The organism is Planktotalea sp., assembly GCF_050633725.1.
GTDB lineage: Bacteria > Pseudomonadota > Alphaproteobacteria > Rhodobacterales > Rhodobacteraceae > Planktotalea.
On sequence record NZ_JBOEHB010000016.1, the window covers coordinates 42,071 to 58,534 of the forward strand.

General features: G+C 52.6%; 16 protein-coding genes. 15 read left to right on the forward strand and 1 reads right to left on the reverse strand.

The window, feature by feature from the left end:
- Positions 1–91: 91 nt before the first annotated feature.
- The 15 genes from ACRBCU_RS13280 to pdeM all read left to right on the forward strand — a co-directional run bounded on the left by ACRBCU_RS13280 (position 92) and on the right by pdeM (position 15,455).
- Positions 92–295, forward strand: a complete 204-nt coding sequence (locus ACRBCU_RS13280) for a hypothetical protein (RefSeq protein WP_431365871.1) — start codon at positions 92–94, stop codon at positions 293–295.
- Positions 296–531: 236 nt separating this feature from the next.
- Positions 532–729: a hypothetical protein gene (locus ACRBCU_RS13285; RefSeq protein WP_431365872.1), complete on the forward strand. Its 198-nt coding sequence runs from the start codon at positions 532–534 to the stop codon at positions 727–729.
- A 170-nt stretch (positions 730–899) separates the two neighbouring features.
- Entirely contained in the window at positions 900–1,763 is an 864-nt protein-coding gene (gene cpaB, locus ACRBCU_RS13290) for a Flp pilus assembly protein CpaB (protein WP_431365873.1), read from the forward strand.
- Positions 1,764–1,943: 180 nt separating this feature from the next.
- Positions 1,944–3,371: a type II and III secretion system protein family protein gene (locus ACRBCU_RS13295; RefSeq protein WP_431365874.1), complete on the forward strand. Its 1,428-nt coding sequence runs from the start codon at positions 1,944–1,946 to the stop codon at positions 3,369–3,371.
- Between the two features lie 2 nt (positions 3,372–3,373).
- Positions 3,374–4,048 (forward strand): OmpA family protein, encoded by a 675-nt coding sequence (locus tag ACRBCU_RS13300; RefSeq protein WP_431365875.1) that lies wholly within the window; start codon positions 3,374–3,376, stop codon positions 4,046–4,048.
- A 210-nt stretch (positions 4,049–4,258) separates the two neighbouring features.
- Positions 4,259–5,503, forward strand: a complete 1,245-nt coding sequence (locus ACRBCU_RS13305; RefSeq protein WP_431365876.1) for an AAA family ATPase — start codon at positions 4,259–4,261, stop codon at positions 5,501–5,503.
- Positions 5,504–5,517: 14 nt separating this feature from the next.
- Entirely contained in the window at positions 5,518–6,966 is a 1,449-nt protein-coding gene (locus tag ACRBCU_RS13310) for a CpaF family protein (RefSeq protein WP_431365877.1), read from the forward strand.
- A 4-nt stretch (positions 6,967–6,970) separates the two neighbouring features.
- The gene (locus ACRBCU_RS13315) at positions 6,971–7,939 is read left to right on the forward strand and encodes a type II secretion system F family protein (protein ID WP_431365878.1); all 969 of its coding nucleotides are present in this window, start codon (positions 6,971–6,973) and stop codon (positions 7,937–7,939) included.
- A gap of 10 nt (positions 7,940–7,949) precedes the next feature.
- Positions 7,950–8,930, forward strand: a complete 981-nt coding sequence (locus ACRBCU_RS13320) for a type II secretion system F family protein (protein ID WP_431365879.1) — start codon at positions 7,950–7,952, stop codon at positions 8,928–8,930.
- Positions 8,931–8,933: 3 nt separating this feature from the next.
- Positions 8,934–9,518, forward strand: coding sequence for a tetratricopeptide repeat protein (locus ACRBCU_RS13325; protein WP_431365880.1), 585 nt, complete (start codon positions 8,934–8,936; stop codon positions 9,516–9,518).
- A gap of 36 nt (positions 9,519–9,554) precedes the next feature.
- On the forward strand, positions 9,555–10,403 hold the full coding sequence (locus tag ACRBCU_RS13330) for a tetratricopeptide repeat protein (RefSeq protein WP_431365881.1): 849 nt from the start codon (positions 9,555–9,557) through the stop codon (positions 10,401–10,403).
- Positions 10,404–10,414: 11 nt separating this feature from the next.
- Entirely contained in the window at positions 10,415–10,936 is a 522-nt protein-coding gene (locus tag ACRBCU_RS13335) for a prepilin peptidase (protein WP_431365882.1), read from the forward strand.
- A gap of 80 nt (positions 10,937–11,016) precedes the next feature.
- Complete coding sequence (locus ACRBCU_RS13340) at positions 11,017–12,324, forward strand: ATPase (protein ID WP_431365883.1); 1,308 nt, start codon at positions 11,017–11,019, stop codon at positions 12,322–12,324.
- Positions 12,325–12,362: 38 nt separating this feature from the next.
- Positions 12,363–14,768 (forward strand): ligase-associated DNA damage response DEXH box helicase, encoded by a 2,406-nt coding sequence (locus ACRBCU_RS13345; protein ID WP_431365884.1) that lies wholly within the window; start codon positions 12,363–12,365, stop codon positions 14,766–14,768.
- A gap of 9 nt (positions 14,769–14,777) precedes the next feature.
- A complete protein-coding gene (gene pdeM / locus ACRBCU_RS13350; protein ID WP_431365885.1) occupies positions 14,778–15,455 on the forward strand; it encodes a ligase-associated DNA damage response endonuclease PdeM in 678 nt (225 codons plus the stop codon).
- Positions 15,456–15,465: 10 nt separating this feature from the next.
- Here pdeM and ACRBCU_RS13355 read toward each other — a convergent pair whose 3' ends face one another.
- Positions 15,466–16,314 carry a LytTR family DNA-binding domain-containing protein gene (locus ACRBCU_RS13355; RefSeq protein ID WP_431365886.1) on the reverse strand — a complete coding sequence of 283 codons (849 nt, stop codon included), beginning with the start codon at positions 16,312–16,314 and terminating at the stop codon, positions 15,466–15,468.
- Positions 16,315–16,464: the final 150 nt, after the last annotated feature.

Here is a 16,464-nt window from a genome sequence, read left to right on the forward strand (position 1 = left end):
TCGAACGACGGGCAGCACCGAGGTGAGAGGCGGCGCTGAACAACCCTGAACTTGACGCAAACTGAAAACTGATCCCTAGAAGGAATACAACATGACTAACTTCATCAAAGCATTCGCACGTGACGAAAACGGCGCAGTAACAGTTGACTGGGTTGTTCTTACAGCTGCAGTTGTTGGCCTTGCAGTTGCTGCATATGGCTCGATCCAGACTGGTGCGTCCAGCTTGACAGCGTCTACAGACACAACATTGTCCGGCATGACTGTTGGTGCAGTTGCACTGCCAGCGGCTGAGTAATTAGTGATCGCAGCTTAGCTGCACGTTACTTAGACGGCTCATTCTTCCTTCCGAAGGATGGGCCGTTTTTGGTGAAGCCAGGTCACCTTGCTTTACTGGTACGGTCAACAACTCCCCCTGTTTCGACCCCATTCATGCCACATTTTGTCCTTACGGATATTTATTGTGACCCCCCCGGATTTGATATGAAGGTCCGCTTAACTAGACCCTCCAGTTTCGGAGGAACGGAGAATAAAATGCTGCACTCTTTTTCAAATTTCATCTCCCATGAAGACGGCGCTGTTACCGTTGATTGGGTTGTTCTTACAGCTGCGGTTGTTGGCCTCGCGGTCGCGGCCTATGCGACGATCAGCAGTGGTACTGGCACGCTCACCGCAAGCACAGATACGACGCTAAGCGGCATGACTGTCGGCAACGTGTCGATCAGCGAATAAGTTGAACTAAAATCAGCGCATCAGCGTGTCACCCAAAGTGAAATGCTGATCGCGAACCGCTCAAAACAGAAAAAGCTGCTCTTGCTGGGCCGCTCTTCTAACTGGGCGCATTAACTACGGTTGAACCACCCCCTACCCAATTTGGGGCTATAAGTTGAAAGGGTAATAACATGCGTATGATCTTTGGTGTCGTTTTGCTGATTGGAATTGCCCTAGCTGGCTTTGCGGTTCACATGACGCAAACCTATGTGAACGAGCAAAAAGATGCATTGCGCCTCGCTCAGGCCAACAAAACACCAACCGTGCCGACCGTTGGCGTTTTTGTCGCCAACAAAAAACTGTCTTACGGCGACGAATTGTTACTGAAAGACATTGTTGTCGCGCAATGGCCGCAAAACGCGTTGCCCGAAGGGATATTCACCTCTGTTGAAGAACTATTCCCGAAAGACAAAACCGGAAAGCGCTACGTTATGCGCGCCACAGAGAAATTCGAGGCTATTCTAGCCGTTAAAATAACCGAACCCGGTAAAGAAGTCGGCCTACAATCGCGCCTGGAAGAAGGGCAAAGCGCCTTTACGATAAAAGTTGACGTGTCTTCGGGCGTGTCAGGCTTTTTGCGCCCAGGCGACAGCGTGGATGTATATTGGACGGGTAAGGTTCAAGGCTCTGACAATCGCAACCAACGCACGGTGACTCGCCTGATCGAAAACGCGGTAAAGATCATCGCGATTGATCAAAGTTCGAACGAAGAGATCCAAACCTCCTCAATTGCACGTACCGTTACGGTTGCAGTGACCAAGCTACAAGGTGCCTCGCTCACGCAGGCTCAGAGCACGGGTCGCCTTAACTTGTCACTCGTCGGTCAAGGCGACACCAATGTCGCTGGTCTGATCGAAGTAGACCAGAAACAGTTGCTTGGCATCGAGGATGCACAACCTGTAGCGCAGCAACCTACGAAAAAGGTCTGCACCATCCGCATGCGAAAAGGCGGCGAAACCGTCAATATGCCGATCCCTTGCGCTGAAGGATCTTAAACAAATGAGCTCTGGCAACGCGGTCGCGATGCCAGAGCTTTGCACCTATGTTGCTTAAGACACACAGCAAGGACACATCAGAAGTCATTGATTCTTGCAATAAAAACCAAAGTCGCGCATCTTGCTGGTTAAAGCAGGCGATAGACCTGCTCCTGAGGCGTGATCGGAGAGGCAGGTCACATGAAAAAGTTGAACGCATTACGGGCAACCCTTTTGGGTTGCGCTGTCTTATTCACTGCATCCGTCGCACCAGCGCATGCGGATACTCTGCGCATTGTGCGATCTGGTAGCAGCTCTACGCTGCCCATCCCGATGAATCGCGCGGTCGTTGTAGAAAGCGACGTGCCCTTTGCGGAGCTGAGCATCGCTAACCCTTCCATCGCTGACATTTCCACGCTTTCTGATAGAACCGTCTATGTCCTCGGCAAGTCGCCGGGTCTAACGACGCTAACATTGCTGGATGAAGCGGGTCGTTTGATTACCAACGTTGACGTGCGCGTCTCGGCAGATGTGAGCGAGTTTAAAGAACGGTTGCGTCAGATTTTGCCTAACGAAAAAATCGAAGTCCGCACAGCAAACGACGGTATTGTTCTGTCGGGTACGGTTTCTAGTGCAGGCAAAGTTGATCGCGCTATGGACCTCGCGCAGCGTTACGCGCCTGAGCGTGTAACCAACTTGCTCACGGTCGGCGGCGTTCAGCAGGTGATGCTAAAGGTTCGCTTTGCTGAAATGCAGCGTTCGGTTTCAAAATCACTTAGCTCCTCACTTGCCCTTGGTGGCAGCAGTCTTGGTGGCAACCTCGGCGTGTCTGGCGGAACGGGAACATTGAATACAACAGGCGCGCAAACTGCGGGCCTAGCTGGCACACTGCCTACTGCGAATTCGAATAATGGTGCGACCTTGTTTGGCTTTAACGCTGGCGGCTTGGAAGTTGGCATTTTGCTTGAAGCCCTAGAAAGCAAAGGCGTCGTGCGCACATTGGCCGAACCAAACCTAACGGCCCTTTCTGGGCAAGAAGCAACATTTCTTGCAGGCGGTGAATTTCCGATTCCAGTTGTTCAGGCGGACGGTTCTGTTTCGGTTGAGTTCAAACCCTTTGGCGTTGACCTCAAATTCATCCCACGCGTTCTGGATGACAAAGTTATCAACCTTGAACTTGGCGCATCTGTATCATCGCTCGATCCGTCAAACGGCGTCACGACCAATGGCTTTAGCATCAGCGCATTAAAGACTCGCCGCACCACGACAACCGTTGAAATGCGTGATGGCGAGAGCTTTGCTATTGCTGGACTTTTGCAAGATGATTTCACAGACCTGAACGGACAAGTGCCGTGGCTTGGCGATATTCCGGTCCTAGGCGCACTTTTCCGTAGCGCCGATTATAGCCGTAGCCAATCTGAGCTGGTCATCATCATCACTCCACATTTGGTAACACCTACGCGCGGCGAAGCCCTTGCTTTGCCAACCGATCGGGTCAGCCCTCCGACAGAAAAAGATCTCTTTCTATTTGGACGGGTGACAGGAGACTCGCGCCGTCCTAAGAAGGGCGCAGCTGCTGAAGTTGCTCGACAAGACTTCACAGGCTCATACGGATACGTAATGGACTGATTATGGCAAAGCGCACCTCTCACACATACGCAGCCATCTTGATTAGCTCCGCCGCTTTGCTGGCGGGCTGCAATTCTGGTGACCCAGTCTATAGCTCCTTCGGCAACGAAGCAGGCTCCCTGCTCGATTCAGGAACATTCGGCAACGCCACGATGAACAACACGCAGATTATGAATGGCGAAAAGCAATACGCCTATGATCTGTCTTCCCGTTTTGCCAATGAAGTGCTGACAACTGTACATTTTGCCTTCGGCAGCGCCGAACTTGATGGCGGTGCGCGCGATACATTGCGTGAACAGGCGGCATGGATTCGTCAGTTCCCTGAAGTGCGCTTCCGCGTTTACGGTCATGCTGACGCAGTTGGTAGCAACAGCTCGAACAAATCACTTGGTTTGCGGCGCGCGCGCGCTGTCGTAAATTACTTGGCGTCTCAAGGCATTGGGAAAGCACGACTTGAGGCCGTTGATTCATTTGGTGAAGAACAGCCATTGGTCGTCAGCCAAGGTCGCGAGCGGCGCAATCGCCGAACTGTCACCGAAGTCAGCGGCTTTGTGGGCAGCCACCCAACGGTTATGGATGGCAAATATGCGCAAATTATCTATCGCGAGTATGTCGCCAGCGGAACCGCCAAATCGGTCTGGCAGCCAGGCCGATCCGGATCAACAAAATCCGAATAGACACTATAAACACCTCGACAGAAATCAAGCGGCCCTAGCGATAAGGCCGCTTGTTTTTTGTCTTCGCACAATCGCGCTCATTCGGCCCTAATGTTGCCTAGATTGACCTAGATATCTGTCTCAGCGGGGCAAGTGTGTCCTGCATAAGAAAGAGAGCGACACAGCATTTGCAAAACGCAAACTGCGATATCGCCAAACAGGATTTAGGTTATGTCAGGTAGTGACACACAGCATGTTGATGATACCGCGCTCAGAGCGTGCACCATCAGCAGAGACGTTCAGAATTTCGAGCTTCTTATCGAAGATATGGAAGCCGTTATGGGAGAAGCTTGGGGCGATCTGGGCTTTGCTGATTCCATTGCCTTTATCCAGCAACTTCAGCCACGTGGTCTCGAATTCATCGCTTTGACGATTGATTATGAGGACGAAGAGAACCTGCCGCTTCTTGAGCAAGTGATCACCGCGGCGAAATCGCGTGAGATCAAGGTTATCGTGATTGCCGAAGATGTAACGCCTGCCTCGCTTCACCAACTTTTGCGCGGCGGTGCTGATGAATTTATCCCCTACCCGCTTCCTGAAAACGAGTTGCGAAACGCTGTTGAACGCCTGCGCAAACCTGCGCCCGTGGCCAATGACGTCCAGCCTGATGCGCGCGCAAGTTTGCAAGGCGGCGGAGGTCAGAACGGGTCAATTATTGCGGTTCATGGCCTTGCTGGTGGAACCGGTGCCACGACCCTAGCGGTCAACCTTGCATGGGAATTGGCAACGCTGAACAAAGAAAAGTCACCGAAGGTCTGCATTCTCGACTTTGATCTCCAATTCGGATCAGTGTCCACCTTCCTCGACCTACAGCGCCGAGATGCAGTGTTCGAACTGCTGACCGACACAGAAAACATGGACGAAGAGAGCTTTGCCCAAGCCTTGCTGACGCACGATGAGGTGCTGCATGCTCTGACCTCTCCGGCGGATGTGATCCCACTGGATATGATCCGTCCTGAAGACATCGAAGCGATCTTGGATCTAGCAAAGGCCCATTTTGACTATGTCATCGTGGACATGCCAACGACCCTCGTTCAGTGGACCGAAACAGTCTTGAATGCCTCACATATCTACTTTGCGACGCTCGAAATGGATATGCGATCGGCCCAGAACGCCTTGCGTATGAAGCGCGCACTTCAATCCGAGAACCTGCCATTTGAAAAAATGCGTTTTGTTCTGAACCGCGCACCAAAGTTCACCGACTTGAACGGCAAGACCCGAGTAAAGCGTCTCGCCGAGAGCCTTGGCATCACGATTGAAGTGCAACTGCCGGATGGCGGAAAACAAGTGGTTAACGGTGCAGATCACGGTCAACCGCTCGCGGTGACTGCGGGCAAAAATGTGCTTCGCAAAGAAATTAACAAACTCGCGGCGTCTCTTCATGAGCTCAGCCAACAAACAGACACAGCCGCTTAAGGGGACACTTCGGGATGTTTTCCAGATATAAAAAACCAGAGGCCGCAACGCCAGCACCTGTCGAAGACGCAGCCTTAGCAGCGCCCAGTTCTTTAGAAGCCGCGCAGCCAACCCCCAGCGTGACCATGCGCCGCCCGGCGCCGAAAGCGCCTGCGCAAAGCGTCACTGCGGATAAGGACAAAAAGCGCAAAGAACGCCTCGCTGAAATCAAGCTAGAGCTACACCGCGAATTGCTCGACAACCTCAACTTGGCAGCGCTTGAGAATGCGACAGAGTCTGATCTTCGCAATGAAATCAATGCGATTGCCGCTGAGGTCTTGCAGGAAAAAGGCATTGTTCTTAACCGCGAAGATCGCACAAGTCTTAGCCAGGACCTCTTTGACGAAGTGACGGGCCTTGGCCCTTTGGAAACTTTGTTAAAAGACGATGACGTCAACGATATTCTCGTGAACGGGCCACAGCAGGTTTTTGTTGAAAAACACGGTAAACTGCAATTGTCCGATGTGACCTTCAAAGACGAAAAGCACCTACTGCGGATCATCGACAAGATCGTTTCCGCCGTTGGCCGCCGTGTCGACGAAAGCAACCCTTATGTTGACGCCCGCCTCAAAGACGGCTCGCGTTTCAACGCAATGGTGCCCCCTGTTGCGGTTGATGGAAGCCTTGTTTCCATTCGTAAATTTAAGAAAGACAAGCTTGGCATTGATGATCTGGTAGACTTCGGCGCGTTCTCCGAAGAAATGGCTGCCTACCTTCAAGCAGCTGTTGCAACCCGTCTGAATGTCATCGTTTCGGGTGGTACTGGCTCTGGTAAAACAACCACTTTGAACGCTCTCTCGTCGTTCATTGACGACGCCGAGCGGATTTTGACGATCGAAGACACCGCCGAACTCCAGCTTCAACAGACCCATGTTGGCCGAATGGAAAGCCGCCCACCGAACGTGGAAGGTAAAGGCGAAGTCAGCCCGCGCGACTGTTTGAAAAACGCCCTTCGTATGCGACCTGATCGCATCATCGTGGGTGAGACGCGTGGCGAAGAAGTGATCGACATGCTACAAGCGATGAACACTGGCCACGATGGATCGATGACGACGATCCACGCCAACTCTGCGCGTGATGGTGTGTCACGTTTGGAAAACATGATTGCAATGTCGGGTATTGAAATGCCCCTCAAAGCGATGCGTAGCCAAATTTCTTCCGCTGTGAACCTCATTGTGCAGGCATCGCGCCTTCAGGATGGATCGCGCCGCATGACCTCCATCACCGAGATCACGGGTATGGAAGGCGAAGTCATTTCCATGCAAGAACTCTTCCGCTTTCAACGCGTCGGCCTAACGCCCGAGAACAAAATCATCGGTCATTTTACCGCAACAGGCGTGCGTAGCCACTACGCTGAACGCTTCCGTATGTGGGGATATGATCTACCGACCAGCATTTACGAGCCCACGAAACTCGAAGGATAACCCTATGAGCCTTACAGCCGAACCGATTATCTACGGCCTTGTCTTTATTGGCGTTCTTGTCTTGGTCGAGGGCGTCTATTTGACCATGTTCGGGCGTTCTATTTCGCTGAACAATCGGGTAAATCGCCGTCTTGAAATGCTTGAAAAAGGCGGGAACCGCGAAGAGGTTCTAGATAAACTCCGCAAGGAGATGAACCAGCATATCAAGGGACGCTCTATCCCGCTTTATTCTATGCTTGCGGACAAAGCGAACAAAGCTGCAATCGCCTTTACGCCTAAACAGTTGATGATGATCATGGCTGGTCTTTGCGTGTTTGCGTTTTTTGGCCTGACGATTGGCACAGAAACCGGGCTGCCTATCCGCATTATTGCGTCGGTTGGCATTGGCGTTGGCGGCGTGTTCATGTGGGTTGGCCACAAGGCGAAAAAACGCATGGCGATGCTGGAAGAGCAATTGCCAGACGCTGTTGAATTGATGGTGCGCTCCCTTCGTGTCGGGCACCCATTTTCATCCGCCGTTCAGATCGTTTCCAAAGAGGTACAAGATCCGTTGGCTTCTGAAATGGGCGTGATCGCTGACGAAAGCGCCTACGGCCGTGATGTTGGCGAGGCGCTCAAATCAATGGCAGAACGTTTGGACAATCAAGATTTGCGCTTTCTTGCGGTTGCCGTGACCATCCAGCAGCAATCTGGTGGTAACTTGGCCGAAATTCTCGCAGGTCTCGCCCAAGTGATCCGCGCGCGGTTCCGTTTGTTCCGCCGCGTGAAAGCAATTACGGCAGAAGCGCAGTGGTCAGGCAAGTTCCTGTCCAGCTTCCCGCTGATGGCACTTGTTGCGATCAATCTTGGCGATCCGAATTATTATGATCCGGTTATCGACCACCCTTACTTCATCTATGGATGTTTCCTCGTAGCAGCATTTCTCGGCGTTAACCTAATCGTTATGCGTATCCTTGTGAACATTAAGGTTTAAGGCTCAGACTATGAACTTTTTCAACAACTTCATGGACATGATGTTCGCAACTTTCGGCGCTCAAGCGCAGCTTGTGCTGCTTGGGGTGCTGGGCGGTTTGCTCTTACTTCTTGCCATTCCTTTTATCATGTCGAAAGAGGCCGACCCCCTCGACAAGCTCAAGGAACAAGGCAAAAGCAAATTGGGTTCGGGCGAAGAGCGACAACGCTTGCGTCAGGCGAAGGGCAACAAACAGCTTGGTAAATACGCCAAGCTGCTTGAGCCAAAAAACGAAGAAGAATACTCCGCTATTCGTCTAAAGCTCATCCAAGCGGGCTATCGCGACAAAGATGCCGTGCGCATGTTCCACTTCATGCAATTTGCTTTGGGGATCGGCTTTCTTGTCCTCGGTCTTTTGTATTACACGCTGGCGATAAGCGGCGAGAACGTCAGCACCCAGAAAATGTTGATGTATGTGCTTGGCCCGGGCGGCGCAGGTTACATGCTGCCAAAATACTGGATCACCCGCCGTATCGATGCGCGTAAAGAGCAAATTGAAAGCGGATTTCCAGACAGCCTTGATATGATGCTGGTCTGTGTCGAAGCGGGTCAGTCACTTGATCAATCAATTGTTCGCGTTGCGGCAGAGCTACACCATTCCTACCCGTTCCTTGCCGATGAGTTTGAAATCGTGGCTCAGGAAATGAAAGCCGGCAAAGACAAGATCATGGTTTTAAACGATATGTCCGAACGCTGCGGCGTGCAGGACGTCGCAAGCTTTGTGACTGTTTTGATACAATCGACCAGCTTTGGCACCTCGATTGCCGAAGCCTTACGGGTTTATGCGGGCGAAATGCGTGACAAACGCGTGATGCGCGCCGAAGAAAAGGCAAACAAGTTGCCAACCAAGATGACCCTTGCCACAATGATGCTAACTGTGCCGCCGCTGTTGCTCATTCTTGTGGGCCCCTCAGCCGTTGGCATTATGGAATTGGGTAATATGGGAAAATAGGACATGTCGCATTCGCGTAGGGCAAACGCCCTGCTCTGCACTGTCGCAAGCCTTGCTTTGGCCGCCTGTTCTTCGGGCGGCTTTGGCACGTCATTGGGGCCAAACAAAGAAAGCCCCTATGCACCATCTATTAAGCGCAATGCAGAGGGCGAAGATCCACTGGTTGTCGGCCATCGCTTAACTGGCGTTGGTGAATATGAACTCGCGCTGAAGTCCTTTCGCCGCGCGGCTGCGGATCAAGGGTTAACGACCGAGATCATCTCGGCGATGGCGTCTGCCAACCTCGGTCTTGGGCGTTTAGGACAAGCCGAAAGCCTTTTGCGGCGTGCAACAAACGCCGAAGATGCGACCCCTGAAGATTGGAATAATCTTGGAGTTGTCCTGATGGAGCGCGGCAAAACCGCCGAAGCGACGCAGATTTTCCGCAAGGCCTTTGCGCTTGATAATGGCAGAAGTGACTCAGTCCGCGAAAATCTCAGAATTGCGCTCGCAAAATTGGAAAATACCGACTACGGTGATCCGCAAGAACAAGACTATAAATTGGTGCGACGGGGATCGAGTGACTTCCTGATCCGTAAGACACCATGACGAACAGAGGCAAGAGCAGTAAAAGGACGCAGAAAAATGCGCCACCCTTTCCTTTTTTCGCTGTGCATGTTGGGCATCGTTGCGACGGCAGCGTGTAACAAACACAGTGAAGATACCGTCAACCGCAAGGTTGCTGGAATAAACGTTATTGACGAGAGCAATCTCAACGACGTCATGTTGACCGTCGCTGATCCGAATGAGGCTGTCTCGTATTTCCAACGCGCTGTTGAAGATGATCCCAAACGGATTGATCACCAGCGGGGCCTCGCAGGCTCGCTTGTGCGCGCGCGCCGCGTGACCGAAGCCGTGGGCGCATGGGAAAACGTCGTCAAGCACCCTGATTCAAATGAAGCGGATCAAGTTGATCTTGCGGATGCAAAAATTCGTAACAATGACTGGCAAGGCGCAGAAGCTGTGCTTGACCAAATCCCGCCAACACATGAGACTTACAAACGCTACCGCTTGGAAGCGATGATCGCAGACAGCAATCGCGAGTGGAAAAAGGCCGATAGCTTCTACGAAACTGCGGTTGGCCTAACGACCAAACCTGCAGGCGTGATGAACAACTGGGGCTATTCCAAGCTCACACGCGGCGAATTCAAATCTGCTGAACGTTTGTTCGGGGATGCAATCCGACAAGACCAGCAATTGTTCACCGCAAAGAACAACCTGATGCTCGCACGCGGCGCTCAGCGAAACTACGAATTGCCCGTCATTCCAATGGACCAGATTGAGCGCGCGCAGCTGTTGCACACGCTTGGCCTGTCAGCGGTCAAACAAGGTGATATCGAAACCGCCAAAGCCCTGCTGCGCGATGCGATCGAAACACATCCTCAGCACTTTGAAGCCGCTGTGCGTTCCCTGCGCGCGCTAGAGCAAAGCTAAGAGCGCGTTAGATGCTATTGGATTTTCTGGACATCGACCTGACTAACTCCGCGCGCTTTGCGCTCTGGAGTCTGCCTTTCATACTTCCGATCTGCTTTTTGGTGGCTTGGTCAGACATGCGCGCTATGCGCATTCCTAACTGGTGCGTGTTAGTGATGTTTGGGGTCTACATCGTCATTGGTGTTTTGACCTTGCCATTCACAATGTTCCTTTGGGGCTTCGTAAGCTTGTTAGTCGTGCTCTTTATCGGCTTCTTCATGAACGCGGTTGGCATGATCGGAGCAGGAGATGCCAAATTTGCCGCCGCCGCTGCACCCTTCATTGCAATGAGCGATTTTCGCTTTGTCATCGCACTGTTCGCAGCCAATATCCTCGCGGCCTTTATGACCCACCGAATGGTTGCGAAAACCAAGATGACTGGCCTTGCCCCGTCTTGGGATAGCTGGGAGCGGACATGGGAATTTCCGATGGGTCTATCGCTGGGCGGAACGCTTGCGATTTATCTCATCCTGAGCGCGCTCACTGGTGTCTGATCTGGCCGCGCTTGCGCCATAATTTGCCCTAACTTATCCGCTATTCCTACCTGAACACGATCACGGTACGGGGCAACAAAATGAACATGCAAACCAGCACGGTTATGGCACCTCCTCCCCCTAAGGGGTTGGAAAACATGAAGCTTTCCATCGTTATGATGCGAGACATCATGCTAAAGACGATGTTTCGCAAAAATCTTGATGTGGCCACCGATATTGCCAAGGCAATCTGCCTACCCTTGCAAGTGACCCAAGAATTGATCGACATGTCGCGCGAGCAAAAGTTGCTGGAAGCAACGGGAACGCTCAACGCGAACAACGGCGGAGAGATGGGTTTTCAACTCACGGATCAAGGCAAAGCGCGTACAATGGACGCGCTGCAACAATCTGAATATTTCGGCGCGATGCCTGTTCCGCTCGAAGTGTATCGCGAGCAGGTCAAGCGCCAATCTATCCGCAATATCATGATCACACGCGGTCAATTGACCGACGCAATGGGGCATTTGATCTTGCCTGACGATCTTCTGAGCAACCTTGGCCCTGCCGTCAGCTCTGGCCGCTCAATCCTGATGTATGGCCCTCCCGGCAACGGTAAGTCCTCTATTTCAAACGGTATTCGCGATGCGATGGGTGACAAAATCTACGTGCCGCGCGCCATCGAATACGCAGGTCAGGTCATCACGGTTTATGATCCTATCGTTCATTCCGCCGTTGAAGAACAAGTCGATGATCCAAACCAACTGCGCCGGCGCACCAAATTCGATACGCGCTATGTAAAGTGTCAGCGACCGACAGTGATCACGGGTGGTGAGCTGTCGCTCGACATGCTCGATCTGGTCTACAATCCAACTGCGCGCACTTATCAGGCCCCTCTTCAACTGAAATCCACTGGCGGCATCTTCATCGTTGACGACCTTGGCCGTCAGGCCGAACCACCGCAATCTTTGGTGAACCGTTGGATTGTTCCACTCGAAGAAGCCAAAGACATCCTTGCGCTTCAATCGGGCGAGAAGTTCGAAGTGCCTTTTGATACGCTGGTGATTTTCTCCACCAACTTTCATCCGAATGAAATTTTCGACCAAGCCGCTTTGCGCCGAATTTTCTACAAGATCAAAATCGACGGTCCAAATCAGGAAAACTTCCTGAAGATCTTCGCACTTGTCGCAAACAAGAAGGGTGTGCCTTTGCAAGAAGATGCCCTGATCCACTTGCTACAGGACAAATACCCGACAATCGACAACATCTATGCGAACTATCAGCCAGTTTTCTTGATCGATCAGATGATCGCGATTTGCGAGTTCGAAGGCATCCCGAACCAGATGAGCCCAGAACTCATTGATCGAGCGTGGGCGAATATGTTCGTGAAAGACGAAACAATTGTGAAATAGAGGCTGGCGCGTCTGCACCTCTAGGGTAACTTACCCAGATGCAGGCGCTCCATCCTATCATTTCTGCTTGGTTCACCGATCAAGGTTGGTCCATTCATCCGCACCAACGCGATATGTTGGCGCGCGCAAATGATCCGGCGACTTTGCTTATTGCTCCAACGGGTGGCGGCAAGACGATGGCGGGCTTTTTGCCAACGCTGAGCGAGCTCGCAGATGGCGATCAGCACGGACTACACACGCTGTATGTCTCGCCCCTTAAAGCGCTTGCAGCCGACATAAAACGCAACCTGCGGCGTCCTGTCGAAGAACTAAGCCTACCCATCCGCATTGAAGATCGAACGGGTGACACCTCTGCGACGCGCAAGAAGCGACAGCGCGCTGACCCGCCGCATATCTTGCTCACAACCCCTGAAAGCCTTGCGCTGCTTATCTCTTACGAAGATGCACCACGCATGTTCAAAGGGTTGAAGCGTATTGTCGTTGATGAAATCCACGCATTGGCCGAAAACAAGCGCGGTGATCAACTGATGCTAGCCCTGTCCGCATTGCAGGGCATATGTCCGGAATTGCGTCGCGTGGGACTGTCGGCAACGGTAGAAGACCCCGCGGCCATCGCTCGATATCTCGCATGTCACCCTGATCCTTGCGACATCGTTCTCGCAGATCCCGGGCCTGACCCAGATATTTCAATGCTTCAAATCAATGAGCCGCCCCCATGGTCGGGTGGCAATGCTGCCTATTCCATTCCCGCAGTTCTTGAACAAATCCAAGCCCACAAGACCACGCTCATCTTTCACAACACCCGTGCGCAGGCAGAAATTTTCTTTCACAATCTATGGCTTGCCAATGAAGACAGCTTACCGATTGGCATTCATCACGGATCACTAGACCGAGAGCAACGCGCGCGCGTTGAAGCGGCAATGGTGCGCGGCGACTTGCGTGCGATCGTCTGTACGGGCTCGCTTGATCTGGGAATTGATTGGGGCGACGTGGACCTCGTGATCCAAATCGGAGCTCCGAAAAATGTTAAACGATTAGTCCAGCGCATTGGCCGCGCCAATCACCGCTACAATGCGCCGTCCAAAGCGCTTTTGGTACCCGCCAACCGCTTTGAGGTCGTTGAATGCGTCGCGGCATTAGGCGCTGTGAAAGAGCGTGAACTTGACGGCGATCCGCGTGGCCCCGGCCCGCTTGATGTGTTGTGCCAACACATTCTTATCCGCGCCTGCGGCGGCCCTATCATCACCGATCAGCTTTACGCAGAAGTCAAAAGCGTCGGTGCCTATCATGCTCTTTCACGCGCAACATTCGATGACTGTTTCGAGTTTTGCGCAACGGGCGGATACGCACTGCGGGCCTATGACAAGTGGAAGCGCTTGATGCAACGCCCTGATGGCGCTTGGATTTTACGCGATCCGCGAGCCGCTCAGAGAATTCGGATGAACATCGGAACGATTCAAGACAGCGACAAACTAAAGGTGCGGCTCAAGCGTTCGCGCGGCGGGAAGCCTTTGGGCGAGGTCGAAGAGAGTTTCGCGGCATCCCTCACGCGCGGCGATACCTTTCTGATCGGGGGGCAGATTGTCCGTTATGAGGGGTTGCATGAAATGACAGTCCAAGTCAGCCGCCGCGCAGACAAAAAACCGAAAGTCGCGACATTCTCTGGCACCAAGTTTGCAACATCGACACAGCTCAGCCTGCGCATCCTCGACATTTTCAAACGCGGCGATTTTGACGATCTGCCGGCGCACACAGTTGATTGGCTTAAGCTCCAACAAGAGGTTTCCGTGTTGCCACGCGCAGGCCAGCTTCTCATCGAGAGCTTTCCCCATGACGGGCGTGCGCACACGGTTCTTTATGGATTTGCTGGTCGAAATGCGCAGCAAACTTTAGGGCTTTTGCTGTCAAAGCGGATGGAGGAATTGGGCTACGATCCTTTGGGCTTTGTCGCAACGGATTACGCCACATTGTTTTGGGGACTTGAGCCCGTCACCGATGCGGCTGCTTTGATGGATCCTGCCAGCCTTGAGCAAGGGCTGGATCAATGGCTCGCTGGCAATGCGCTGATCAAACGTACCTTTCGCGCCTCTGCGACCATTGCAGGGCTGATTGAACGCAATCTGCCATCTCAGCGCAAAACGGGACGGCAAGCGACGTTCAGCTCTGACATCCTCTACGATACGCTGCATAAATACGACCCGGATCATCTTTTGCTGCGCATTACAAAGCAAGAAACGCTGCGCGGGCTTGTGGATTTTGGCCGCATTCGAGAGATGCTGGAACGCACGCAGGAGCGCATTGATTTTCGCAAGTTGGAGCGCGTTTCACCGCTCGCCGCTCCAATGTTTTTGGAAATGGGCCGCGTCCCAGTAAAAGGCGCGGCAGAAGAACGGATGCTGGCCGCAGAGACTGCCGCCTTGATGGAGGCCGCAGGTCTGGGATAGATGCACCGCATGAGCCAACATGCCTTCAAATTTCGTGGCGCAGAGCTGATCGCCCTTGCCTCTGGCGCGCTCTACTGGCCTGCGCAGGGCCTCCTTTGCGTCTCGGACCTTCATTTCGGCAAGGCCCAACGCTTTGTCGCCCAAGGCGCGGCTGCACTCCCCCCTTACGAAACTCACGACACGCTGTTGAGGCTGGATCAAGACATTACCGCAACGCAGGCAAGAACCGTGATTTGCCTCGGTGACAGCTTTGACAGTTTGCAGGCGGGCAATGATCTCGATGATAACGCGCGCTCATGGATCACGCGAATGCAGGCTGGTCGCCGATGGATCTGGATTGAGGGAAACCACGACCCCGGCCCTGTTGGATTAGGAGGCAGTCATCAAGCAGAGCATACCTGCGACGGCCTGGTGTTTCGACACATCGCAGATGATCCCGCATGCGGCGAAATATCAGGTCACTTCCATCCGAAAATTTCCCTAAAGCTCAAGTCTTCACGGATTACACGCCGCTGCTTTGCATTTGACGAACGCCGCCTCGTAATGCCTGCCTACGGGACATACACGGGCGGGCTAAGCGTATTGAAACACCCCTTAGCGACACTTCTAGACGATCCAGCAATTTGCATCTTGGTCGGTAACGGCAGCGCACACGCAATACCGCGCCCAAAGACTGCACCCACGTGACTAAAAGGGGTTAACTAACTTGCATGTCCGTGAGCTCAACCAAGTCCGCGTTAGCCACGCGTTCTAGATGCGGTTTGCTGATTGGAATTTGTTTACCATTTTCTAAAACGACATAGGGCTTCACATTGCTCGGAACCCATCCTCTAATGGCATCACGATGAACCCAATGAGAGCGATGAACTGTCAAGCCGACCGTTTCATCAAGCTCCGCGACCGCATCAGAAAAACGCATTCGCACGCGCCGCACATGCTGACAGGTATGCACCTCAACAAAATGACCATTTGCAGTCACGTGAATAATGCGCGTGCCTGGCGCGATTTCCAAACGCTGAGCTAATCGCGAATGCGCAGGCAGAGTTGCTTCTGGCAAGACAACTTTGGCAGCTTCGACGCTATGATCTTCTTTTAGGGTTGGTATCATCTCGCGAACGGCGATGATGATCAAGATTACCGCTGTTGTCTCAAGCCAAAGCTCAAACCGACCTGGGCGGAGCTCGCTTGGACTATTCACCATGAGCTCTAGCAAGCTCTCTATTACAATCGTAATTCCGATGCTTCCCACGACAATAAATGCTGCATTCGTTTGCTTGTAGGTAAGTTGCGGAAAAAGCGCGGCGCATAGTTCAAACGTCACAAATGCTGTAACAACCCCACCAGCGAGCAAAATACTCCAAACGATAAACAGTTCATCAAATGCTCTATTATCGTAGGTTCCAAAGGGGCCAGTAAGTGTCGCAAGTGCCGAGCATATCAGCCAAATGCTGATCACATACTTGTTGAATACCCGTGCCCAACCAGCCAGAAACCCGTAGCGCAATTTCGCAAGGATAGAAGATCTTCGTTCATCCGCCTGCGTCAATGAGTTGTCCTAACGTTAACTACCTGCTGCGCTTTTCTCCTGCACCTACGTCAAATTCTATGGGAGAAGTTCTAAAAATTCCCCGTAGACCGCTGAAAACGGCGTATTTGCTGAGTGATTCATCTAATTAGGAACGATGGGAGCGGAAAT

Excerpts from the sequence above, each read along its gene's own strand:
- ACRBCU_RS13320 (WP_431365879.1), top strand. The coding sequence starts at position 7,950 with ATGAACTTTTTCAACAACTTCATGGACATGATGTTCGCAACTTTCGGC.
- ACRBCU_RS13300 (WP_431365875.1), top strand. The coding sequence starts at position 3,374 with ATGGCAAAGCGCACCTCTCACACATACGCAGCCATCTTGATTAGCTCC.
- ACRBCU_RS13330 (WP_431365881.1), top strand. The coding sequence starts at position 9,555 with ATGCGCCACCCTTTCCTTTTTTCGCTGTGCATGTTGGGCATCGTTGCG.
- ACRBCU_RS13345 (WP_431365884.1), top strand. The coding sequence starts at position 12,363 with ATGCAGGCGCTCCATCCTATCATTTCTGCTTGGTTCACCGATCAAGGT.
- ACRBCU_RS13285 (WP_431365872.1), top strand. The coding sequence starts at position 532 with ATGCTGCACTCTTTTTCAAATTTCATCTCCCATGAAGACGGCGCTGTT.
- ACRBCU_RS13310 (WP_431365877.1), top strand. The coding sequence starts at position 5,518 with ATGTTTTCCAGATATAAAAAACCAGAGGCCGCAACGCCAGCACCTGTC.
- ACRBCU_RS13295 (WP_431365874.1), top strand. The coding sequence starts at position 1,944 with ATGAAAAAGTTGAACGCATTACGGGCAACCCTTTTGGGTTGCGCTGTC.
- ACRBCU_RS13335 (WP_431365882.1), top strand. The coding sequence starts at position 10,415 with ATGCTATTGGATTTTCTGGACATCGACCTGACTAACTCCGCGCGCTTT.
- ACRBCU_RS13340 (WP_431365883.1), top strand. The coding sequence starts at position 11,017 with ATGAACATGCAAACCAGCACGGTTATGGCACCTCCTCCCCCTAAGGGG.
- ACRBCU_RS13280 (WP_431365871.1), top strand. The coding sequence starts at position 92 with ATGACTAACTTCATCAAAGCATTCGCACGTGACGAAAACGGCGCAGTA.
- pdeM (WP_431365885.1), top strand. The coding sequence starts at position 14,778 with ATGAGCCAACATGCCTTCAAATTTCGTGGCGCAGAGCTGATCGCCCTT.
- ACRBCU_RS13325 (WP_431365880.1), top strand. The coding sequence starts at position 8,934 with ATGTCGCATTCGCGTAGGGCAAACGCCCTGCTCTGCACTGTCGCAAGC.
- ACRBCU_RS13315 (WP_431365878.1), top strand. The coding sequence starts at position 6,971 with ATGAGCCTTACAGCCGAACCGATTATCTACGGCCTTGTCTTTATTGGC.
- ACRBCU_RS13305 (WP_431365876.1), top strand. The coding sequence starts at position 4,259 with ATGTCAGGTAGTGACACACAGCATGTTGATGATACCGCGCTCAGAGCG.
- cpaB (WP_431365873.1), top strand. The coding sequence starts at position 900 with ATGCGTATGATCTTTGGTGTCGTTTTGCTGATTGGAATTGCCCTAGCT.